Raw genomic sequence first — 22,561 nt, forward strand, 5'->3', positions numbered from 1 at the left:
ATCACGGCAAAACTCGTCTGTCTATCTCGTTGCCATTCCTTGTCTCCTTCATCGCAAACATTGCTCGAAAGAGACCGGAAATAAACACTGGCAAGACCACTCCACTAAGCGTCGGTTCCTGATACCAACACCGGCCCACAGACATGTCATGACGTTGCCTACTAAGCGCTTTTGCCCAATGCTCCGTCGAATATCGGTTCCGTACAGCAAGAGCGAAGCAGATGAAGACCCTACCAAATGGACGTGAGCGTCCGGAATGCGGTGATCGAAATCAGTGCCAATCCGAACGACGCCATTACGACGGTATAGCCTGCCGCCGACACGACGCAATCGAATCTGTATGCCGCCTTCATTGCTTTGCGCCTACCTGCCCCCCTGCCCCGCGACAAACCCTGCAATCAACGCGTCGCGGTCTGCCAGGCGCGCTTCAGCTAAGTTCGCTTGCTGAAACGGGGGCCCGAGCCCCAGCTGATTTGCGCGCCATAGCCAAAGTGCCCCAATGCCCAGTTCTATTTGCCTGACATCGCCGCTGCCAAGGCCTCTGCACTGACGCGGCGGTAGTTCACAAATGCATTGGCACTTAGCACGACGAAAAAGCTGTCCATATCTATCAGGACGAGCCCCTCTTCGAGGGCTGCACGCGTCAGCTGATCAATGTCATCTGCATACAGACGTTTGCGCCCAAGCAACTCTTTGACCTGCTTGGACGACAGTCGGTACCGACCTGTCGCTTTGCCGCCAAAGTTTTTGCCGTAAAGGCCGGCCAGCTGCTGGGCAGCGATCTGGAAGACGGTCATTCACACCCTCATCGTTACCAATGGTTATATTTTTTTATCTATAGACAACTTTTTATTGCCTATGTAAACACCCAGCAAGGAGACTGTCACATGAACCAAGCGGTTAACTCGATTGAGCTGGACATAGATTTGTCTGAAGAACTGGGGGCTGCGGCAACAGCTGGCGATGCGGCGCGTCTCAATGCGTTGTTCGAACGGCTTTCCCTTGCAGAGGCCCTGCGGGAATTGCTGGAGCTGTCAGCAGATGACCGTCGCAAGGTACTTACGCTGATCTCGCCAGAGGTGGCTGCCGGCCTTGTCGAAGAAGCGCCCCACGAACTTGGCGCCGATCTGATGGAGGATCTTGAGCCCGCCCGCGCGCGGGAAATCATGGACGAGATGGACTCGGACGTGCAGGCCGACCTGATCGGTGACATGGAAGCCGCCGAGGCCGAGGCCATCCTGAGCCAGATGGACGCTGAAGAGGCGGCCGAAGTCCGTCGTTTGTCTGGTTATGACGATGACACGGCCGGCGGTCTGATGATGTCCGAGGTGTTTGAGTGTCGCAGCACGATGACAGTCAGCGATGTGATCAAGGTCATTGCGAAGGATGACGAAGATGTGGACCGGTATCGCGGTCAGCACCCTTATATCGTCGATGAGGCCGGAAAACTGGTGGGCGTGGTGTCGCTGCGCGGATTGCTTGCGACCAAACGGGCGGCATTGCTGACCACCATCATGGTCAAGCCGATGTCAGTGCAAGTTGATACCGATCTGTCCGATCTGGAGGATATCTTCGACAAGTACGACTTTCTTGGCGTGCCTGTCGTCGACGCATCGGGTGAGTTGCTTGGCGTGGTCTCGCGCGACGCTGTCTCCAAGGCATTGCTGGAACGCGCCGAAAGCGAGAACCTGAAACTGCAGGGTGTGGTCGGGGACGAACTGCGCTCCATGCCCACAGGTTTGCGCTCGCGGCGCAGGCTTGTGTGGTTGTCGGCCAACATCATTCTGAACATGATCGCCGCGTCAGTCATCTCCGCCTACGAAGAAACCCTGCTCGCAGTGATCGCGATCGCGGTCTTCCTGCCGATGGTGTCGGACATGTCCGGCTGTTCGGGCAATCAGGCCGTGGGCGTGACCATGCGCGAGCTGAGCCTTGGCCTTGTCCGGCCCAAGGACGCCGTGAAGGTCTGGTTCAAGGAAATCAGCGTGGGCATCATCAACGGCATCGCGCTTGGCATCCTGATCGGCATCGTTGCCTGGATCTGGAAGGGCTCACCGGCACTTGGCCTCGTGATCGGTGCCGCACTTGCGCTGAACACCATGCTGGCCGTGTCGATTGGTGGTGTTGTGCCGCTTCTGCTCAAGCGGATTGGCCAGGACCCGGCCGTCGCCAGCGGGCCGTTGTTGACGACCGTAACTGATATGGCGGGGTTCTTCTTTGTTCTCAGCCTTGCAACGCTGATGATGCCATGGCTGGTGTGAACGTGAAAAAGATCAAGAAAAACAAGCCTGATCTGATGGTCATTGGCTGGATGGAGCATCTGGACCTTCCGGATCTTGGTCTGCATCAGATCAAAGCCAAGATTGATACCGGCGCACGCACCTCTGCCCTGCATGCGACCCAGATCAAGACCTTTGTTCGCGATGGCGAGGATTGGGTCAGGTTTCAGGCGCAGGCAGATGAAGACGAACCTGAGGTCACAGTAGAAGCGCCCATTCACGACCGGCGCGAAATCAAGAACACCAGCGGCATCCCCGAAGAGCGGATCATCATCCGCACAAAGCTGAAACTGACGGACCGGACCTGGACCATTTCCGTTTCACTGACGGACCGCAGCAACATGCGGTTCCAGATGATCGTGGGGCGTACCGCACTGAGAAACCACAATATCGCAGTGCACACGCGCCGCGCAAACCTGACCAGCACTTTTGGACAGTAACGCCTTTTAGGCAGAAAGGATTTTCCCGTGAAAATCGCAATGATGGCACGTAACCCCAATCTGTATTCACACAAGCGCCTGAAAGAGGCTGCTGAGGCACGAGGCCACGAGCTACACATCATCAACACGCTGCGCTGCTACATGAACATCGCGTCTCGGCGTCCTGAAATGTACTACAATGGTGAAAAGCTGGAAGGCTTTGACGCCGTCATCCCGCGGATCGGGGCGTCTGTGACGTTTTATGGTCTGGCTGTGCTGCGCCAATTCGAAATGATGGGTGTCTACCCGTTGAACGAAAGCGTTGCGATTGGCCGCAGCCGGGACAAGCTGCGTTCGATGCAGCTGTTGGCGCGTGATGGTATCGGCCTGCCGGTGACGACTTTTGCCCATGACCCCAAGCAGACTGACGAAGTGCTTGAACTTGCAGGCGGCGCGCCTGTGGTGATCAAGCTGCTGGAAGGCACGCAAGGCATCGGTGTGGTTCTGGCCGATACAAAGCGGTCTGCCAAGTCGGTGGTCGAAGCGTTCCGTGGCGCGGGCGTCAACATCCTGTTGCAGGAGTTCATCAAGGAAGCCGGTGGCACCGACATCCGCGCGATCGTCGTGGGAGGCAAGGTGATTGCCGCGATGAAACGCACCGGAGCCGAGGGCGATTTCCGTTCCAACCTGCACCGTGGTGGGTCTGCCCAGCTGATCAAGCTTTCGCCCGAGGAACGCTCGACCGCCATTCGTGCGGCCAAGTCGATGGGCCTGAACGTCTGTGGTGTCGATATGCTGCGCGCCAACCACGGCCCGGTGGTGATGGAGGTCAACTCATCGCCAGGCCTGGAAGGCGTTGAAACTGCGACCGGTCTGGATGTGGCAGGCAAGATCATCGAATACCTTGAAAAGGGTGCCAGCACAGGTTCGACCAAGACAAAAGGCAAAGGCTGATGCCCCGCCGCGCAGCGTTTGAGATCGGGGCCCATAGCATCCCCGCAGGCACCCGGCAGACCGTTGACCTTCCGGTCAGCGTTCTGTCGGACCACACGCCCGTGTCGATGTCGGTGCATGTCGTTCACGGCAAGGCCGATGGCCCGACTGTGTTTGTCAGCGCCGGTATCCACGGGGACGAAGTGATTGGCGTCGAAATCGTGCGACGTCTCTTGCGGGCGCCCAATCTCAAATCGCTGCGCGGCACCCTTATCGTGATCCCGATTGTGAATGCCTTCGGGTTCCTCAACCATTCGCGTTACCTGCCTGACCGGCGTGACCTGAACAGGATGTTTCCGGGCACGCCGGGCGGATCGCTTGCCTCGCGGCTGGCCTATCTGTTCCTGACCGAGATCGTCGCCCGAAGTGATCTGGGCATCGACCTTCATTCCGCGGCGATCCATCGGACCAACCTGCCGCAGGTGCGAATTTCGCCCGACAACCCCTATACCGCCAAATTGGCCGAGGTGTTTGGCGCCCCTGTGATCCTGCAATCACCGCTGCGCGAAGGGTCGCTACGCGGTGCCGCCAAAGAGATCGGCAAGGATATCCTGCTGTACGAAGCAGGCGAAGGTCTGCGGTTTGACGAAATGTCCGTGCGCGCCGGCGTCGCTGGAATCCTGCGGGTCCTTAGCCATGTGGGCCAGATCCCCGCCAAGGGCATCGCCAAACCCAAAGCTGCGCCGCAATACTGCATGTCCAGCAAATGGCTGCGCGCGCCCGCCGGCGGGCTACTGCGGACCTTTCGTGCCGAGGGCGATGTCGTCGCACAGGGCGACGTGATGGCCGTCGTCGCAGACCCCTTCGGAGAAGCCGAACAGGAAATCATCGCCCCGTTCAAGGGCATCGTGGTCGGCCGCGCCGTGCTGCCAATCGTCAACGAAGGCGATGCCGTCTTTCACCTTGCGCGCGTGAAATCTATCTCCGTCGCCGAAGGCGCCGTCGAAGATCTGAACGATCAGCTGACCGATGATCCGCTCTTTGACGAAGATGAAATCATCTGATGAACGTATTGGCGTCTTTTCAGCCGATCCAGGGCAGTCAATGACGGCTATCAAAGGGCATTCATTTTAGAATTATTAATTTATCGCCTTTCTCGTCTCTGGAGGCGTTTTGATAGCAACCGACTACTCCGTATCTTTGCAAGCCATGAAAATTTCGAAAAAAACGGATCGGCCAACGTTGAACTTTTCGGAATTGGAACTGCTGCCACCAGATGGGCTTCCTACCGGTCGGGTCACCCGAAATTTGCCGCCCGCCGTTACCGATGACCGAAAGCATTTAAATGCGACATCACCATCACTGAGGCTGACATATTACGCCCAACATAGATGGCGTCTGGATCCTAAAGGCGGTAATTAACTTTTAAAGAAATTGAACTTCAGCTTTCCGCACAGATGCCTTCTGTCAGTCAGTCACCCTTTGGAAAACAAAGAGTATGAATGTGCTCGACGTCTTCATCATTCATTGGATTCGTAAAATAACCTTTCACGACTTTCAAGCCTTTGGCTCTTTCACGGTCGCTCGGGTTATTGGACGATGTCAAAAATATCGCGACAATCCTGTCAGGTCCGCATTCCGTCTCTAGTCGGCGTTCAAGTTCCTCCAAGGTTTCGAAACCGTTCAAGCCAGGCATGTTGATGTCCATAAAGATCAGAGCTACGCGCTCCGGCGAAACGGCTTTCCAATCCTGAGAAAAGAATTGCTCCAGAAATAGATCACCAGATAGAGCCTCTAGAATCTCGCCAAAAAAGCCCGATTTCGCAATGCGCCGGTAGGCCACATAGCGGTCCAATTTTTCATCGTTGACCAAAAATACAGTGACTTCAGACACGTGAAGCCTCGCTCAAAGGAAGGGAAAAAGAAAACTCTGCTCCCTCACCTTCGGTACTTGTAAAAGTTAGAGTTCCGCCCATCCGGTCAATCTGCTTGCGAACGAGGGCAAGCCCCAAACCGTCGCCGCTTTTCTCATTGATACGCCTGAACATCTGCATAACCTCCGACTTGTTTTTCTCAGGAATTCCGATCCCGTTATCTGCGACCGTGACGGATAAAAAACCGGCTTCGAACAGACTGCTGACGTGGATTTCATGGGTGGGTTTTGCCGGGTCACCGTATCTGAGTGCGTTGGAAATGAGGTTTTCCAAGATCAGCTTGAGGGTGCCGAGCTCTGTCGATACCGGATCACTATGCCCCATAACCAGAACCAGTTGCGTGTCGCTATTGGTTCCGCCGGTGAGATCAATCCAAATCTCACGAATGGTTTCCTCGAGTGAAAATCTCTCGATCGGCAGTTTTTCGTGGCCGGCACGGGCGATTTTAAGGATGCCCTCAACCTTTTTGGCACTTCTGCCACTGATCTCCAAAATCGTCTTTAAATTTTTCCGCACTTCGTCATGGTTGTTTTCCTCAAGATCTTCGAGGCAAATGGCCAAAAGACCAGCGATTGAGGAAAGAGGTGCCTTCAGATCGTGGCTGGCACTGTAAGCAAAATGTGACAGTTCCACATTCAACGCTTCCAGTTCTCTGGATTTGTCCGCAAGGGCCTCCATCGCGGCAACCCGTTCGGACAAGTCTATGATCGTGCTCATCACCAGTTTTCCATCAGGAGAATCGACCGGCGTCAGGGTAATTCCGACCGGGATCTTCGCCCCGTTGCGGTGGCGCGCAAAAAGATCGCGCCCGGCGCCCATCCGACGAGTCTCGCTCGCCGTCATGTAGCTTCCGACATAAACAGGATGCGAGCGATGGAATTCATCCGGGACCAAAAGCTCTACGGGTCGATTCAGCAGATCGCCATTGGCGTACCCGAACAATTTTTCCGCAGCCATGTTCACAAAGACAATACCTCCGCTCTCATTGACCATTACCATCGCGCTAGCCGCAGCATTCATTGCTAAATGCATACGTTCTTCATGGCTTTTGCGCTGGCGAATGTCGATTGCAGCCACAAGGGCCCAGGTTTCGTCCCCATTCTTTACCGGCTCCAACCCGAGCTCCAACGCAATGATTTTGCCGGATTTAGTCACTCCGTTCAGCTCGCGGCCGGCCCCCATACTTCGCTTGGTCGGCACCCGATAATAGGCATCGCGTAGTTCGGGGTGCTGGCTGCGCACGGCATCGGGGACAAGCACGTCAACCGTCTGATTTAGCAGTTCGCCGTCATCATATTCAAAAAGTTCGTGAAACCCGGAATTTGCTAATAATATTTCGCCAGACATCGAGGCGAGCAGCATCGGGACAGGAGAAATCTCGAAAGCCAACCGGTATTTTTCGACAAATGACATCTCGCACCCTGACTTCCAATTTTGGCCCCTTGGGGAGGTCCGCATAGGGGTCAATGAACACTGCCGAAGAAGTCTTAAAATTAGGTTGCATGCCTTCGGCACCGACCATCTTGTGCACCCAATTCATGGCACCTGTGGTGGCACCAATCATGGTTTTGCCCCCCCCTGAAGGTTAGCCCACAGTACAAGTGTGGGAACATGTTCAGTCGCGTTGCAGCTACCCATCGTGTCCTGGTAAACTAGGCAGGCCGGGCCGCTGGACTCAGAAGCATGGGATTTGCACCATGGCCTTTTCAGTTACTTAACTCCGAATTCTAAACGTCGTAGGTTCGCTCTGCCATCGGCACCGCGTCCAGTTCGGCGTTCAGCATTTCTAGCAATGCCGCTTCTGCGCGGTTCAGGCTGCGTCTGGCGTTGGTCAGCATGTGAATGTCCACGGCGGGAAGGGCTGTGTAGGGCGGCAACTGCCACAGCAGGCCTGCGTTCACATCCTTGCGCGCCACATGCAGCGGCAGGGCGCCGATGCCGATATTGGCGACAATCATGCGCCTCACCTCTGGCAGGTTCGACGACAACCCCTTTGGGTCCGGCCGCATGCCCAGCTGCCTGCGCATATGTGCCACGCCAGACAGGGGGCCGTCGATTTCATCGGTTTGGAAGGATACCGCATCTTCGTTCCGAAGCTCGGAAATGTCGATGTCTTTGCGCCCATAAAGCCGGTGCGGAGGGCCGCAGAACAAACCAAAGAATTCGCGGAACAGAACCCGAGTTTCCAGCCCGGCAGGCGGTTCGCGCAGCAGGCAGACACCAAAGGTGACGCGATTCTGCTGCAAAAGGGCAATCACATCGGCGCTGTCCAAGGTCGAGATCGTATAGCTCACCCGTGGATATAGCGCATTGAAGCGTTCCAGAACCGCATCGAAATGCGGGGAAACGACATGGCTGGCCATCGCGATGCTGATCTGGCCTGTCACCACCTCTTCCAAGCTGTTCATCAGATCCGGCAGTTGCGCGACCGAACCAAAAAGCGATCTGGCCTCGGCATACAGAACCCGGCCCCAGGGTGTGACGCTGAAATGCTTGGGCGATCGGTTGACCAGCTTGCGGCCGGTGATCTCCTCAAGCCGCTTCAGGGCGGCACTGATCGTTGGTTGCTTGAGACCGAGAAAATGCGCCGCAGGCGTGATTCCGCCCTCATCCACCACGACCATAAAGGTCCGCAGAAGGTTCCAGTCCAGGTTCCAGGGAAAGCGCTGTTCGTACTTCTTAATCATAGATTTGATCTATTTTACGTATCGGAATTATCTATTTGCCCTATGACAGACTGTGGCGCAACCTGTGATTCATGAGGTCTTTGCCTTGCGTCCTGAGGGTCGCAGGGAAAAAGGCACGTACAAGATCAGGGGAAATTGAAATGAAGAATTCTATGAACATCCTGCGCCGCAGCGTTTTGGCGGGCTCTGTCGCGATGATGGGTCTGAGCCTTGCACCTTTGGCGGCGAGCGCCGACGAACTTGCCGAAATCAAGGAGCGCGGCGTGCTGCGCATCGCGATGAGCGGCCAGTACCCGCCGTTCAACTTTGTGAATGAGAAGAACGAAGTGGTTGGTTTTGACCCGGCAATCGGCACCGAAATCGCCAAGCGCATGGGCCTCGAAGTCGAGATCATCACAACCGCATGGGATGGTATCATCGGCGGCCTGCTGGCCGAGAAATACGATGCCGTCGTCGGTTCCATGTCGATCACCGAAGAGCGCGACAAGGTGATTGATTTCGTCGGCCCCTACTACAACACCAAGCGGGCGATCTTTACCAAGTCCGGTTCCGACATCACCAGCGTCGATCAGCTGGACGCGGCCAAAGTCGGCGTCACGCTGGGTGAGACACACGAACAATGGGCCCGTGATCAGGGGTATAACATCAACACCTACAAGGGCCTGCCCGAGCTTCTACTGGAACTCGACAACGGCCGTGTCGATGCCATCGTGAACGATTCCATCCCGGTAATGTTGGCGATGAAAGCCGGACAGTACGATCTGGCCACAATCAATGATCCCGCCGCCGAACCGATCGGCGCGGGCATCGCGATCCGTGAAAACAACCCGGATCTGTCCGCCGCCATGCAAAAGGCGCTGGATGATATGATGGCCGACGGCACCTACCTCGCAATTGCTACGGAATGGGTTGGCGGCGACATCCGCTGAACCTGATTGCCTGCCGCCTGCCGGGCGATCCCCGGCAGGCACCCCCTTGCGAGGAAAACCCCTGTGACAACAACCTACGGACATCTGACCTGGGAAGATGTGCGCGACGCCGACAAGGATCGTGTGGTCATCCTGAGCGTTTCGGCAACCGAGGATCACGGCCCCCATATGCCGCTGGATACCGACACCGTGCTGGGCATGGCCGTGGCGACAGGCGTGGCAAAGGAGATCCCGGATGAGGTGTTCGTGATGCCGCCCGTTCCCTATGGCTTCAACGAACATCACAAGGATTTCCCCGGTGTCATCTGGATTCAGCCCGAGACCCTGATCGCCTTTGTCACCGACATCACCAAATCACTGGCCCACCACGGGTTCCGCCGCATCCTGCTGCTGAATTCGCATGGCTCGAACCATCCCTGTCTGGATCTGGCCGCCCGCAAGACCGTGATCGAAACCGGCATCATCTGCGTTTCGGCCTCTTACTGGAACCTCATGTCGGCGCGCATCAACGATGTGCGCAAATCCGAAATCGGCGGCATCGCCCACGCCGGAGAATTCGAGGCGGCGATGTACATGCACCTGCATCCCGAGCGCGTGCACACCGAAAAATCGACGGTCCAGAACCTGCACAATCCCGACAGCAAATTCTTCAACCTCGACCTTGCCGGGGGCGGCGGCGGCGCGATGCTGATGCGCTGGTGGTCCGAAGTGTCGCCGGACGGCACCATGGGCGACCCGACCGTGGCCGACCCAGAGACGGGAAAGAAGTTTCTGGACGCGGCCATCGAAGAGACCACCGCCCTGATCCGCGAAATCCGGGCGCTGCCGATCCTGCAACGTCACGACCATCACTGAAAGGCGGGTGATTTGGACTATGAACTGATCCTGCGCGTCTATCCCTTCTTCATCGAAGCGGCTTGGGTGACGATCCAACTGTCGATCCTGACGGCCCTTCTGGGCCTGACCTGCGGCGCGCTTGGCGCAGCGGCTCGTATGTCACGGCTGGCGGTGTTCCGCTGGATCGGGGCCACCTATGTCAGCATCATCCGGGGCACACCCGCGCTGATCCAGATCTTCATCCTCTACTTCGGCGGCCCGCAGATCGGCATCCAGCTCGATTCCTTTTCCGCCGGGACAATCGCGTTGGGCGTCAACATCGGCGCCTATATGACCGAAACCATCCGTGGCGCGATCCAGTCCGTCGACCGGGGCCAGACCGAGGCCGCCCGCACGCTGGGCATGGGCCGCTGGGAAACGATGCGCAAGGTGGTTCTGCCGCAGGCAGCCCGCATGATGATCCGCCCGCTGGGCGTGAACATCAACGCGCTGATCAAAGGCACCGCGCTGGTCGCCCCCATTTCGGTGGTCGAACTGACCTATACCGCGCAACGCTTTATCGGATCGACCTACAAACCGTTCGAAATGTTCCTGCTTTCGGGGCTTCTTTACATGATCATCATCTATGCCGTGGGTCAGGTCATCAACTGGCTCGACCGCCGGGCGCGCATCACATGAACAGCATGAACACGATGACAGGAGGCCGCCATGGGTCTTGATTTCTCGGTAGTGCCTGACTACTTCGGCGTGCTTGCCATGGGCGCTGGCTGGACCATCGCCATCACCATCTGTGCGGGTCTGCTCAGCTTTTTCGGTGGCATCGTCTTTGCTGTCATCGCCTTGTACGGCCACTGGGCGCTGCGCCTGCCGGTACGCGCATTTGCCTTTCTGTTCATGGGCACACCGCTGCTTCTGCAACTGTTCCTGATCTATTTCGGACTGATCCAGATCGGCATCGACCTGCCCGCCTTTGTTGCCGGGGTGATCGGGCTGGGACTGCACTTTGCGGTCTATAATTCCGAACTCATTCAGGCCTCTATCCTCGCGGTGGACAAGGGCCAGTATGAAGGCGCGCGGACATTGGGGCTTTCGCGCGGACAGACCCTGCGGCGGATCGTGATCCCACAGGCGGTGCGCGCCGTGATCCCGCCGATGGGCAACAACATGATCGCACTGCTGAAGGATTCCGCGCTGGTGTCGGTGATCGGCGTCATGGAACTGACGCTGGCCGCGCAGCAGGCCATCAGCCGCACCTACCGCCCGTTCGAATTCTATCTCGCCGCCGCCTTTTGCTACTACATCGTCAACCTCGCGCTCGAGGCGGGACTGCGGCATCTGGAACGCCGCATCGCCGCTTCGCGCTGAGACTGGGAGAGTCAGATGACCAATCAAGCCTTTGTAACGATCAAGAATGCTGCCAAAAGTTATGGCAATCTTGAAGTCCTCAAGGACATCAACCTGACGGTTGAACGCGGCCAGATCGTCGCGATCATCGGGCCTTCGGGGTCCGGAAAATCCACCCTGCTGCGCGCCATCAACGAGCTGGATCCGCTGACCTCTGGCGAGGTCTGGCTGGAGGATGTGCAGATCAACAAGAAGCTGCCGTTCCGCCAGTACGAGGCACACGTCAATCAGGTGCGTCAGGACATCGGCATGGTGTTCCAGCACTTCAACCTGTTCCCGCACCTCACCGTGCGCGGAAACATCACGCTGGCCCCGCGCATGCTCAAAGGGTTGTCCGAAGCAGACGCGAACAAGCTGGCCGAGGAACAGCTGGCCAAGGTCGGTCTGTCCGAAAAGATCGACGAATACCCCTCGCGGCTGTCCGGCGGTCAAAAGCAGCGTGTGGCCATCGCACGGGCGCTGGCGATGAAACCCAAGGTGATGCTGTTTGACGAGGCAACTTCGGCCCTTGATCCCGAGCTGGTCGAAGAAGTGAACCAGGTGATGAAGCAGCTGGCCGAAGAGCACATGACCATGATCATCGTGACCCACGAGATGGATTTCGCCGCCTCTGTCTGCGACCGCGTGCTGTTCATGGATCAGGGCGTGGTGGTCGAAGAAGGCCCGCCGTCGGTGATATTCCAGAACCCCAAAGAAGAACGCACCCGCAATTTCCTTCGAAAGCATCTCAGTCGCTGAAAGCCGCACCCAAATGACAAACCTGTTCTATCAGACGAAATCGCCCCGCCCCGTGCTTGACCGTGCCGAAGGCATCTACATGTGGGACACGGACGGCAAACGCTATATCGACGGCTCAAGCGGCGCGATGGTCAGCAACATCGGCCATTCAAATCCGGCGGTTCTGGACGCGATGCGCGCGCAGATGGACAAATCCACCTTCGGCTATCGGCTGCATTTCCAGACCGAAGCCTCCGAAGTGCTGGCAGCAAAGACAGCGGCTTTGGCACCCGAGGGGCTGAACAAGGTATTCTTTGTCTCGGGCGGGTCCGAAGCGGTGGAAAGCACGCTGAAAATGGCGCGGCAGTATGCGCTGACCCAAGGCCAGTCGCAGCGTTTCAAGGTGATCTCGCGCTACCCGAGCTATCATGGTTGTACTCTGGGTGCGCTGGCGATCACCGGCTACGCGCCCATGACCGCACCTTTTGACCCGATGATGCAGCGGATGCCCAAGGTGCCCGCACCGCGCGCCTATCTGGACGGGCTGGATCCGCAGGACCCGGCAACGGGGTTGCACTATGCCAATATGCTTGAGGCGAAGATCCTTGAGGAAGGCCCTGACACCGTTCTGGCCTTTATCGTGGAACCCGTCGGCGGTGCATCCACCGGGGCGCTCGTGCCGCCCACCGGCTACATGCAGCGCATTCGCGAGATCTGCACCCAGTACGGTGTGCTGCTGATCCATGACGAAGTGATGACCGGCGGCGGGCGTACGGGTCGTTTTTTCGGGGCCGAGCATTGGGATGTGACGCCCGACCTCATTTCGATCTCCAAGGGGTTCGGTGGTGGCTATGTCCCGCTTGGTGCCATGATTGCCCGCGACGATATTGTCGAGGCGGTGATGGGTGCGGGTGGGTTCATCCACGGCTTTACCTATGCCGGCAATCCGCTGGCCTGCGCCGCAGGCTGCGCGGTACTGGACCAGATCAAGGAACACGACCTGATCGGCAATTCCGCCCGCATGGGCGATAAGCTGGCCGAACGGCTGCGCGGCCTCATGCAGCGTTATCCGCTGATCGGCGACGTGCGCGGCAAGGGTCTGCTCATGGCGTTCGAACTGATGGCCGACCGCAATACCAAGGCCCCCCTGCCCGCCAACCTGAACGCCCATGCCCGGCTGGTCGATATCGCCTATGATAACGGGTTGATCATCTATTCCCGTCGCACACGCGGGGGCACCTCGGGGGATCACTTCCTTGTCTGCCCGCCGATGATTGTGGACGAGGCACAGCTGGATGACATCACCGATCGGCTCGACCGGTCGCTGGCCAGCTATATGGCGGAAATTCCGCAGTTTTCCGGCGCGGCCTAAGGGACAGACATGTCAAAGATCATCATCACCTGCGCCATCACGGGATCGATCCATACCCCGTCCATGTCACCCTATCTGCCCATCACGGCGGAGCAGATTTCTGACAATGCCATTGGCGCCGCCGAAGCGGGAGCCGCGATCCTGCACCTGCATGCGCGCGACCCTGAAAACGGGCGACCCTCGGCCGATCCGGCACATTTCATGGCCTTCCTGCCGCAGATCAAGCAGCGCTGCGACGCGGTGCTCAACATCTCGACCGGCGGCAGTGCCACGATGACGCTCGACGACCGGCTTGCCGCGCCGAAACTGGCCCAGCCCGAAATGTGTTCGCTGAACATGGGGACAATGAACTTTGCGCTTTATCCGGCGGCAGAGCGGATCACCGAGTGGAAATACGACTGGGAAAAGCCCTTTCTCGAAGGGTCTGACGATCTGGTGTTCAAGAACACACCGCGCGACATGGCCCATATCCTGCAAGAGCTGGGCGACAAGCGCGGCGCGCGGTTCGAATTCGAATGCTACGATGTCAGTCACCTTTATATGCTGCGCCATTTTGTGGATCGTGGGCTGGTGGATGGCCCGCTGTTCATCCAGTTCGTATTCGGTGTTCTGGGCGGCATGGGGCCGGACCCGGAAAACCTGACCCATATGAAGCTGATCGCGGACAAACTGTTCGGCGACACTTACACCTTTTCGGTGCTGGCGGCGGGTCGGCATCAGATGCCTCTGATCACCATGTCCGCGATCCTTGGCGGCCACGTCCGCGTCGGGCTTGAGGACAGCCTGATGATCTCACGCGGGACGCTTGCCCGGAACAACGCCGAACAGGTTCTCAAAATCCGCCGCATCGTCGAGGAGCTGGGCCGCACCCTGGCCACCCCGACCGAGGCGCGTGAAATGCTGCATCTCAAGGGTGCTGACCGGACAGGAATCTGAGACATGGACGGTATCGTCATCGCGCCGGTGGGGACTGCAGATATCCCCCTGCTGGACGCGGCGCTGCGCCAGTTGGCGACAGATCTGAACGACAGATATACAGCCGATCAGGCGACACTTGCAGCGGCTGTTTGCGGCCCCGGGGCCGACTGTCTGGCACTGCTGGCCACCCGGAATGGCAGTCCCATGGGGGCTGTGCTGGCCGCGCCGGTATTTTCCACCATGCGCGGGGGGGCCGGCCTCTATGTCAGCGATCTCTGGGTCACGGAATCCGTCCGCGGCAAAGGATTGGCCCGCAGGCTGCTGGCAAGTGCCCTGCAGCATGGCACCCAACGCAACGCGGGGCATTTCCTGAAACTCACCGTCTATCGTGACAATCCCGGGGCCCGCGCCGCCTATGACCGGCTTGGGTTTACCGGGCAACCGGACGAAACAAACATGACCCTGACAGGTCCCGCCCTGGAAAACCTGAAAGAGAGACCATGAAAACCATATTCGACGGCCGCCAGTGGAAACACCAACCGCGCCACTTCATGGCCAACGGCGCGATCCTGCCCAACCCGGAACAGGCCGAACGGATCGACCGCCTGCTGGCAGGTGCCAAGGATGCCGGATGCAGCGTTGAGGCCCCACAGGACGCGGGGCTGGGCCCGATCGCCGCGCTGCATTCGCCGGAATACCTGACCTTCCTTGAAAACATCCACACGCGCTGGAAACGCATCGAAGGTGCCGGCGAAGAGGTGATCCCCAACATCCACCCCGCCAACCGCAGCGACAGCTACCCCAAATCCGCCGTCGGTCAGGCCGGGTTCCATCAGGCGGACACTGCCTGCCCCATCGCCGAAGGCACCTGGGAAGCCGCCTATTGGTCTGCACAGACCGCCATCACCGGGGCCGATCTGATCCTCGCGGGTGAACGCGGTGCCTATGCCCTGTCGCGCCCGCCGGGGCACCATGCCTTTGGTGATCTGGCCGGGGGATTCTGCTTTCTGAACAATTCCGGCATCGCGGCAGAGCGGCTGCGCACCCGGGGTCTGCGTCCGGCAATCCTTGATGTGGACGTGCATCACGGCAACGGGACGCAGGGTATCTTTTATAATCGCAGCGATGTCCTGACCGTTTCGATCCATGCAGACCCTGAACGGTTCTACCCCTTCTTCTGGGGTCAGGCGCATGAACGGGGTGCGGGCGACGGGCTGGGCTACAACTTGAACCTGCCGCTGCAGCGTGGCACGGCTGACGACGCCTACCTCGCGACGCTGGATGTGGCGCTGAAACGGATCGCGGCCTTTGGCGCGGATGTGGTGGTTGTGGCACTTGGGCTGGATGCCTTTGTTGGTGATCCGTTCAAGGGACTGGCGGTGACTGAGGCCGGGTTTGGCAGAATAGGTGCCGCTATCGCCGGGCTGGGCCTGCCGTGCCTGTTCGTGCAGGAAGGCGGTTATCTCTGCGATGAACTTGGCGCGAACCTCGCATCGGCCCTTAACGGTTTTCAGGAGAATTCCGGCTAAGCAGCATCGGCTTTCCCGCGTCCATAACCAGCCATTGAGAAAGCCGCGCCTGCGCACTAGTCTTTGGTCTGACCAAACGACATAGGCCGCGCGCGTGTCATTCACCCTTCGACAGCTCAACTACTTCGTGGCCGTGGCCGAATACGGGTCCGTCAGTGCGGCCGCGCAGTCCCTGTCTATTTCGCAAAGTTCGGTGACAGAGGCCGTCAAGGATCTTGAGGCCGACCTGGGCGTCAAGCTGTTTGACCGTCATTCGCGCGGCCTGCGGATCACGCACCGGGGCCACCAGTTCCTGCGCCATGCAACAACCATCCTTGCCGATGTCTCGGGCGCGCGGCGTGCATTTGATGACGAAGGGCAAAGCGCGCAGGGAAAACTGCATCTTGGACTGACATCGCTCGTCTCGGGCTATGTGATTTCCGATCTTCTGGCCAAGTATCGCCGCGCCAACCCAAAGGTTGAAATCAGCGCGATCGAGGATTCAGGCGAATACCTTGAACATCTCCTGATCGGCGGCGAAATGGATGTGGCGGTGATGATGACCTCGCGCGTGACTGAACGCCACGCGCTCCATGCCGAAACGCTGGATGTGTCGCCCTATCGGTTGTGGATGCCGCTGGGCCATCGTCTGACCATTCAGGACAGCATCAGCCTGTCCGATCTCAAGGATGAGCCGCTGATCATTCTGAACATTGATGAGATGGAGCAGGAAACGGTCAAACTTTTGTCCGTCCTCGGCACGCAGCCAAAGGTGGCGTTTCGCACCCGCTCGGTCGAGGCGGTGCGATCACTGGTCGCGACCGGCGCCGGTGTCGCCTTGCTGCCTGACCTGGTCTATCGGCCCTGGTCGCTTGAAGGCGACCGGATCGAGGCCCGCGATGTCTCAGGCTCTTTGCCAGTGGTGCAGGTCGGGCTGGTCTGGCGCAAAGGGTCGAAACTATCGACCGCTGCGCGCGAATTCGTCGCCGTCGCGCAGGCCCACAAGATGATCAGCAGTACATGACGCCCCGGTATCGGAAAAACCGATAGGGCATATCTGTCAATTGAATTTGCGAATGCAGCGAACCTGCCGCACTCTTTCCTGAATAACAGGCAAAAATGCCAGATGCATCCTCAGGGGAGAACGCAAATGAAGACCATCTTGAAATCAGGCACGGCACTGCTGCTGGGGCTGACGGTTGCGGGCCAGACAGCGGCACAGACCATGATCACGGAAATCGGCGAAGGCGAAGGTCAGGTTAATATCGTCGCCTGGCCCGGGTATCTGGAACGCGGCGAAACGGATGCCGCGTTCGACTGGATCACCGGCTTTGAGGAAAAGACCGGCTGCAAGGTCAACATCAAGAGCGCTAATACAAGCGATGAAATGGTCGCCCTGATGAACGAGGGCGGCTTTGATCTGGTCACGGCATCGGGTGACGCGTCACTGCGGATGGTCGCGGGCAAGCGGGTACAGCCGATCAACGTCGACCTGATCCCCAGCTGGTCCACCGTGGATGAACGGCTGAAGGAAGCCCCTTGGCATTATGTGGACGGCACCCATTACGGCGTGCCCTACATGTGGGGGCCGAACGTTCTGATGTACTCCACCGACGTTTTCCCCGAAGCGCCCAAAAGCTGGGACGTGGTGTTCACGGCGATGGATTTTCCGGACGGCAAGCCGAACCAGGGCCGTGTGCAGGCCTATGACGGGCCGATCCACATCGCCGATGCGGCCAACTATCTGATGTTCCATCAGCCGGAACTGGGCATCACCTCGCCCTATGAGTTGAACGAGGATCAATATGCCGCGGCGCTTGATCTGCTGCGCGGGCAGCGCAAACTGGTCAGCCGCTACTGGCACGACGCCTTTATCCAGATCGACGACTTCAAGAACGAAGGCATGGCGGCCTCTGGCACCTGGCCGTTCCAGGTAAACCTGCTGCAGGGCGACAAAACACCGGTGGCCTCGACCATCCCCGAAGAGGGCGCAACCGGTTGGGCCGATTCCACGATGATGCATGCAGACGCCGAAAACCCCAACTGCAGCTACATGTGGATGGAACATTCGCTGGCCTCGAACCTGCAATCCGATCTTTCGGTCTGGTTCGGCGCAAACCCGGCGGTTCCGGCCGCCTGCACCGACGGGCGCGGGATGCAGACCGCCGAGGGCTGCACGACCAACGGCATGGACGATTTCGACCGGATCAAGTTCTGGACCACGCCGGTGTCCTCCTGCGAAAGCCAGGGGACCTGTGTACCCTATTACCGCTGGGTTTCGGATTACATCGGCGTCATTGGCGGCCGCTGAACCCCGACTGCCCCAAGCCCGCCGCCACTGGTGGCGGGCCACATTCTGGACATCCCATGACATCAGCAATCCGCTTTTCCGGCGTCTCACGCCATTATGGTGACGTGAAAGCCGTCGATACCCTCGATCTCGACATCGCCGAGGGTGAATTCTTTGCCATGCTCGGGCCATCCGGGTCCGGCAAGACGACAAGCCTGCGCCTGATCGCCGGCTTTGAACGCCCGACTGCCGGGGAAATCCGGATATTCGGTCAGATCGCGCAGGGCATTCCGCCCTACAAACGCAACGTGAACACGGTCTTTCAGGACTACGCGCTGTTCCCGCACCTCAACGTGCGCGACAACGTCGCCTACGGGCTGATGATTGCCGGACAGCCAAAGGCACAGCGCCACAAGGCGGCGGATGGCGCGTTGGAAATGGTGGCCCTGGGCGGCTACGGGGACCGCAAGCCTTCGGAGCTTTCTGGTGGTCAGCGCCAGCGCGTCGCCCTTGCCCGGGCGCTGGTCAATCAGCCAAAGGCGCTGCTGCTGGATGAGCCGCTCGGCGCGCTCGATCTGAAACTGCGCGAACAGATGCAGGAAGAGTTGAAATCCCTGCAGCGTAGCCTTGGCATCACCTTCATCTTTGTCACCCACGATCAGGGCGAAGCCCTGTCCATGGCCGACCGTGTCGCCGTCTTTAACAAGGGCCGGATCGTGCAGATCGGCGCGCCCGAGGATATCTATTACCGCCCGGAAACGCCGTTTGTGGCAGATTTTGTCGGCTCATCAAACGTGCTGCCACCAGAGTTTGTCGCGAAACTGACCGGAAAACACGCCTATGGTGCCCTCCGACCCGAGTCGGTCTTTCTGGCCGAACAGGGCCACAGCGCAATGGTGCGCAGTGTCAGCTTTCTGGGGGCCGCCACGCGGGTGAGCATGCAGATGGACAAGATCCCGCTCACGATACTGCTGCCCAAGGGCGCGGTAATCCCGAAGGCAGGCGATGCCGTGACGGTGGCTTGGTCCGCGGATGATCTGCATGTGATGGACCGCACATGAGCGACAGCGCACTCATCAACCGCCGGGGCGGCGCGCTGGCCCAGCTTTCAGATACGCTGTGGCGCAGGCCGGGGCTGCTGATCTTTCTGCTGATCCTGCCGCCCGCGCTGTGGCTGGGGATCATCTATCTGGGATCGCTGTTCGCCCTGCTGGCGCAAAGCTTTTTCTCGATCGACGAATTCACCGGGATCATCCAGTATGAATTCACCTTGAAAACATATGCCGAACTGTTTCGCCCGTCGAATTTCGACATCATCATCCGCACAGTGGTAATGGCCGCCGCAGTGACAATCGGGGCGGCGGTCATCGGCTTTCCCGTGGCCTATTACGCCGCCCGCTATGCCCGCGGCAAATGGAAGGCGATCTTTTATCTGGGTGTGATGATGCCGCTCTGGTCCAGCTATCTGGTCAAGGTCTATTCCTGGAAGCTGATCCTTGCCAAGGAAGGCATCCTGAACTGGCTGTTCGAAACCCTGCACCTCGGCGGGCTGCTGAACGCCTATCTGGCGATCCCGGTCATCGGGGGCAATTCCCTTTCGGTCAGTGCGACCGGCACGTTTCTGGTGTTCCTCTATGTCTGGATCCCCTTCATGATCCTTCCTATTCAGGCCTCGCTTGAACGGGTGCCACATACCATGATCGAGGCGTCCGGCGACCTGGGCGCGCGCCCGGCACAGACCTTTCGCCACGTGCTGTTACCACTCGCCCTGCCCGGGGTGATCGCCGGGTCGATCTTTACGTTTTCGCTGACGCTGGGTGACTACATCATTCCACAGATCGTCGGGTCGTCCCGCCGTTTCATCGGTCAGGCGGTCTATGCCTATCAGGGCACGGCCGGAAACATCCCGCTGGCCGCCGCCTTTGCGGTTGTGCCGATCCTTTTGATGGCCGTTTATCTCTGGGTCGCAAAACGTCAGGGGGCGTTTGATGCACTCTGACCGCGCGCCTCTTGGCCTCAAGATCGCAGCCGGGTTCGGCCTTGCCTTCATGCACCTGCCGATCCTGCTGATCTTTGTCTATGCCTTCACGACCGAGGATAAATCCTACCAATGGCCGCCCCCTGGCTTCACCCTCAAATGGTTCGCCGTGACCTGGGCGCGCCCCGATGTCTGGGAGGCACTTGGCCTGTCGCTGCAAGTCGCCAGCATTTCCACCATCATCGCGCTGGTGCTGGGCACGCTTTGCGCCGCTGCGGTCAGCCGCACACGGTTTTTCGGACGCGAGGCGATTTCCCTGCTGGTGATCCTGCCAATCGCCCTGCCCGGGATCATCACGGGTATCGCCCTGCGGTCCGCGTTCAACCTCGCGGATATCCCGTTCAGTTTCTGGACCATCGTTCTGGGGCACGCGACCTTTTGCGTCGTGGTGGTCTACAACAATGCGGTGGCGCGGTTCCGGCGGGTGTCGGGCAGTCTGGTCGAGGCCTCTATGGATCTGGGCGCGAACAGTTTCCAGACATTTCGGTATATCATTCTGCCCAATATCTCGACCGCGCTGCTGGCGGGCGGAATGCTGGCCTTTGCCCTGTCGTTCGACGAGGTCATCGTAACCACCTTTACCGCCGGACAACAGCAAACCCTGCCGATCTGGATGCTCGAGGAACTTGTCCGCCCGCGCGAACGCCCCGTGACCAATGTCGTCGCCATGGTCGTCGTGCTGGTCACATTCCTGCCGGTCCTTGCCGCCTACACCCTGACACGGGGCACCGACACGGTAGCCGGTCAGGGGAAATAACCTGTGCAAATAACCAACTGGGAGAGTCTTGATGGAAACCAATATGCTGATCGGCGCGTCTTTTGAGGCTGGCACCGACACCGAAGAAACCGTTCTGAACCCGCGCACGGGCGAACTGATCCTGAAACTGCCAGAGGCGAACACCGGCCAGATCGACCGCGCGGTCGCGGCTGCACGGGCCGCTTTTGCGGGATGGTCACGCACCACGCCCGCAGAACGGTCGATCAAGCTGCTGGCAATTGCCGATGTGATCGAGGCCAACCTCGAAGAGCTTGCCCAGCTTGAGGCGCTGAACTGCGGCAAGCCGATCGATGCGGTGCGCAATGACGAAATCCCTGCCGTGGCAGATTGCTTCCGCTACTTCGCGGGGGCCGTGCGCAACATGCATACCTCTGCGGCGGGGGAATACATGGCCGGGCATACTTCGATGGTGCGCCGCGATCCGATCGGGGTCGTGGCATCCATCGCGCCGTGGAACTATCCGTTGATGATGATGGCCTGGAAACTGGCACCGGCACTGGCCGGGGGCAACACGGTGGTGCTGAAACCCTCCGAACAGACCCCGCTGACGGCCATGAAACTTGCCCGGCTGATGGCCGATATCCTGCCCGAAGGCGTGGTGAACGTCGTCGTCGGTCAGGGTGCCAGTGTCGGCAACACCCTGATCAGCCACCCCGATGTGGATATGGTTTCGATCACCGGCGATGTGGCGACGGGCAAAAAGGTACTGCAGGCCGCGTCTAAAACGGTCAAGCGGACGCATCTGGAACTGGGCGGAAAGGCACCGGTGATCGTGTTCGACGATGCCGATCTGGGCCGCGTCGTCGAAGGTTTGAAGGCCTTTGGCTATTACAACGCCGGTCAGGACTGCACCGCCGCCTGCCGGATCTATGCCGGTCCGAAGATCTATGAAAAACTGGTGGCAGAACTGTCCTCTGCCGTGTCCGACATCGTCTATGACAATGCCGATGACACGCTGAACGAAATCCCACCGCTGATTTCCCTGCGCCAGCGTGACCGCGTTGCCAGCTTTGTGGAACGCACCCGTGAACACAAGCATATGGAAATCACCACGGGCGGTAATCTGCACGGCGGGAACGGATTCTACTATCAGCCCACGGTCATCGCGGGCGCGCTGCAATCGGATGAAATCGTGCAACGCGAAGTCTTTGGCCCCGTCGTGTCGGTCACACGCTTTACCGACACCGAAGAGGCCGTCACATGGGCCAATGACAGCGATTATGGTCTGGCGTCGTCGATCTGGACGCAGGATGTTGGCCGGGCGTTGGATGTGTCGGGTCGTATGCGTTACGGCTGCACATGGGTGAACACGCATTTCATGCTGGTCAACGAAATGCCCCACGGCGGGATGAAACAGTCCGGCTATGGCAAGGACATGTCGATGTACGCGCTGGAGGACTACACCGCCGTCCGCCACGTGATGATCGCCCACTGATCCCCGGAAATAACTGCGCCAGCCCGAACAACCCGGGCTGGCGCAGATCCATCGGTAAAGTGGCCGCCCATCGGGGCGGCCAC

General features: G+C 59.0%; 23 protein-coding genes. 19 read left to right on the forward strand and 4 right to left on the reverse strand.

The genetic code is table 11. The annotated features are described in order from the left end of the window. Positions 1 to 509: 509 nt before the first annotated feature. Positions 510 to 797 carry a hypothetical protein gene (locus CHB75_RS07015; protein ID WP_089269837.1) on the reverse strand — a complete coding sequence of 96 codons (288 nt, stop codon included), beginning with the start codon at positions 795 to 797 and terminating at the stop codon, positions 510 to 512. A 90-nt stretch (positions 798 to 887) separates the two neighbouring features. On the opposite strand from CHB75_RS07015, the gene mgtE reads away from it, so the two are divergent. From mgtE to CHB75_RS07035, 4 genes are read left to right on the forward strand one after another with little or no spacing between them, the layout of a single operon-like run. Continuing rightward, positions 888 to 2,261, forward strand: a complete 1,374-nt coding sequence (gene mgtE / locus CHB75_RS07020) for a magnesium transporter (protein WP_089269838.1) — start codon at positions 888 to 890, stop codon at positions 2,259 to 2,261. Then, the gene (locus CHB75_RS07025) at positions 2,249 to 2,719 is read left to right on the forward strand and encodes an ATP-dependent zinc protease family protein (protein ID WP_089269839.1); all 471 of its coding nucleotides are present in this window, start codon (positions 2,249 to 2,251) and stop codon (positions 2,717 to 2,719) included. The genes mgtE and CHB75_RS07025 overlap by 13 nt, the downstream gene beginning before the upstream one ends. 27 nt (positions 2,720 to 2,746) lie before the next feature. Further along, the gene (gene rimK, locus CHB75_RS07030; protein ID WP_089269840.1) at positions 2,747 to 3,652 is read left to right on the forward strand and encodes a 30S ribosomal protein S6--L-glutamate ligase; all 906 of its coding nucleotides are present in this window, start codon (positions 2,747 to 2,749) and stop codon (positions 3,650 to 3,652) included. Then, positions 3,652 to 4,695, forward strand: coding sequence for a succinylglutamate desuccinylase/aspartoacylase family protein (locus CHB75_RS07035; protein ID WP_089269841.1), 1,044 nt, complete (start codon positions 3,652 to 3,654; stop codon positions 4,693 to 4,695). The genes rimK and CHB75_RS07035 overlap by 1 nt, the downstream gene beginning before the upstream one ends. A 407-nt stretch (positions 4,696 to 5,102) precedes the next feature. On the opposite strand, the gene CHB75_RS07040 is transcribed toward CHB75_RS07035, so the two are convergent. The 3 genes from CHB75_RS07040 to CHB75_RS07050 form a co-directional block, all read right to left on the reverse strand. Then, positions 5,103 to 5,525, reverse strand: a complete 423-nt coding sequence (locus CHB75_RS07040) for a response regulator (RefSeq protein ID WP_089269842.1) — start codon at positions 5,523 to 5,525, stop codon at positions 5,103 to 5,105. Next, positions 5,518 to 6,978, reverse strand: coding sequence for a sensor histidine kinase (locus tag CHB75_RS07045; protein ID WP_176439075.1), 1,461 nt, complete (start codon positions 6,976 to 6,978; stop codon positions 5,518 to 5,520). Before CHB75_RS07045 ends, CHB75_RS07040 begins: the two co-directional genes overlap by 8 nt. A gap of 314 nt (positions 6,979 to 7,292) precedes the next feature. Further along, positions 7,293 to 8,252: a LysR family transcriptional regulator gene (locus CHB75_RS07050; RefSeq protein WP_176439076.1), complete on the reverse strand. Its 960-nt coding sequence runs from the start codon at positions 8,250 to 8,252 to the stop codon at positions 7,293 to 7,295. Between the two features lie 140 nt (positions 8,253 to 8,392). Here CHB75_RS07050 and CHB75_RS07055 point away from each other — a divergent pair, with 140 nt between their 5' ends. From CHB75_RS07055 to CHB75_RS07125, 15 genes are all read left to right on the forward strand, one after another. Next, entirely contained in the window at positions 8,393 to 9,181 is a 789-nt protein-coding gene (locus CHB75_RS07055; RefSeq protein ID WP_245840765.1) for a transporter substrate-binding domain-containing protein, read from the forward strand. Between the two features lie 63 nt (positions 9,182 to 9,244). Continuing rightward, a complete protein-coding gene (locus CHB75_RS07060) occupies positions 9,245 to 10,036 on the forward strand; it encodes a creatininase family protein (protein ID WP_176439077.1) in 792 nt (263 codons plus the stop codon). A gap of 12 nt (positions 10,037 to 10,048) precedes the next feature. After that, positions 10,049 to 10,696, forward strand: a complete 648-nt coding sequence (locus CHB75_RS07065) for an amino acid ABC transporter permease (protein ID WP_089269846.1) — start codon at positions 10,049 to 10,051, stop codon at positions 10,694 to 10,696. Between the two features lie 30 nt (positions 10,697 to 10,726). Beyond that, positions 10,727 to 11,383: an amino acid ABC transporter permease gene (locus tag CHB75_RS07070; RefSeq protein WP_089269847.1), complete on the forward strand. Its 657-nt coding sequence runs from the start codon at positions 10,727 to 10,729 to the stop codon at positions 11,381 to 11,383. Positions 11,384 to 11,398: 15 nt separating this feature from the next. After that, positions 11,399 to 12,160, forward strand: coding sequence for an amino acid ABC transporter ATP-binding protein (locus CHB75_RS07075; RefSeq protein ID WP_089269848.1), 762 nt, complete (start codon positions 11,399 to 11,401; stop codon positions 12,158 to 12,160). Between the two features lie 13 nt (positions 12,161 to 12,173). Next, positions 12,174 to 13,511: an aminotransferase family protein gene (locus CHB75_RS07080; RefSeq protein WP_089269849.1), complete on the forward strand. Its 1,338-nt coding sequence runs from the start codon at positions 12,174 to 12,176 to the stop codon at positions 13,509 to 13,511. A 9-nt stretch (positions 13,512 to 13,520) separates the two neighbouring features. Then, entirely contained in the window at positions 13,521 to 14,447 is a 927-nt protein-coding gene (gene kce, locus CHB75_RS07085) for a 3,5-dioxohexanoate:acetyl-CoA acetone transferase (RefSeq protein ID WP_089269850.1), read from the forward strand. A gap of 3 nt (positions 14,448 to 14,450) precedes the next feature. Further along, a complete protein-coding gene (locus tag CHB75_RS07090) occupies positions 14,451 to 14,933 on the forward strand; it encodes a GNAT family N-acetyltransferase (RefSeq protein WP_089269851.1) in 483 nt (160 codons plus the stop codon). Further along, positions 14,930 to 15,958: a histone deacetylase family protein gene (locus tag CHB75_RS07095; RefSeq protein ID WP_089269852.1), complete on the forward strand. Its 1,029-nt coding sequence runs from the start codon at positions 14,930 to 14,932 to the stop codon at positions 15,956 to 15,958. Before CHB75_RS07090 ends, CHB75_RS07095 begins: the two co-directional genes overlap by 4 nt. A gap of 94 nt (positions 15,959 to 16,052) precedes the next feature. Beyond that, positions 16,053 to 16,961 (forward strand): LysR family transcriptional regulator, encoded by a 909-nt coding sequence (locus CHB75_RS07100; protein ID WP_089269853.1) that lies wholly within the window; start codon positions 16,053 to 16,055, stop codon positions 16,959 to 16,961. A 126-nt stretch (positions 16,962 to 17,087) separates the two neighbouring features. Then, complete coding sequence (locus CHB75_RS07105; protein WP_089269854.1) at positions 17,088 to 18,248, forward strand: ABC transporter substrate-binding protein; 1,161 nt, start codon at positions 17,088 to 17,090, stop codon at positions 18,246 to 18,248. A gap of 56 nt (positions 18,249 to 18,304) precedes the next feature. Beyond that, complete coding sequence (locus tag CHB75_RS07110) at positions 18,305 to 19,288, forward strand: ABC transporter ATP-binding protein (protein WP_089269855.1); 984 nt, start codon at positions 18,305 to 18,307, stop codon at positions 19,286 to 19,288. Then, entirely contained in the window at positions 19,285 to 20,226 is a 942-nt protein-coding gene (locus CHB75_RS07115; RefSeq protein WP_089269856.1) for an ABC transporter permease, read from the forward strand. The genes CHB75_RS07110 and CHB75_RS07115 overlap by 4 nt, the downstream gene beginning before the upstream one ends. Continuing rightward, the gene (locus CHB75_RS07120; protein WP_089269857.1) at positions 20,216 to 21,022 is read left to right on the forward strand and encodes an ABC transporter permease; all 807 of its coding nucleotides are present in this window, start codon (positions 20,216 to 20,218) and stop codon (positions 21,020 to 21,022) included. The genes CHB75_RS07115 and CHB75_RS07120 overlap by 11 nt, the downstream gene beginning before the upstream one ends. 31 nt (positions 21,023 to 21,053) lie before the next feature. Then, positions 21,054 to 22,478, forward strand: a complete 1,425-nt coding sequence (locus tag CHB75_RS07125) for a gamma-aminobutyraldehyde dehydrogenase (RefSeq protein WP_089269858.1) — start codon at positions 21,054 to 21,056, stop codon at positions 22,476 to 22,478. The last annotated feature ends 83 nt before the right edge of the window (positions 22,479 to 22,561 follow it).

This window comes from Puniceibacterium sediminis, assembly GCF_900188035.1.
In the GTDB taxonomy this organism is placed as follows: Bacteria; Pseudomonadota; Alphaproteobacteria; order Rhodobacterales; family Rhodobacteraceae; genus Puniceibacterium; species Puniceibacterium sediminis.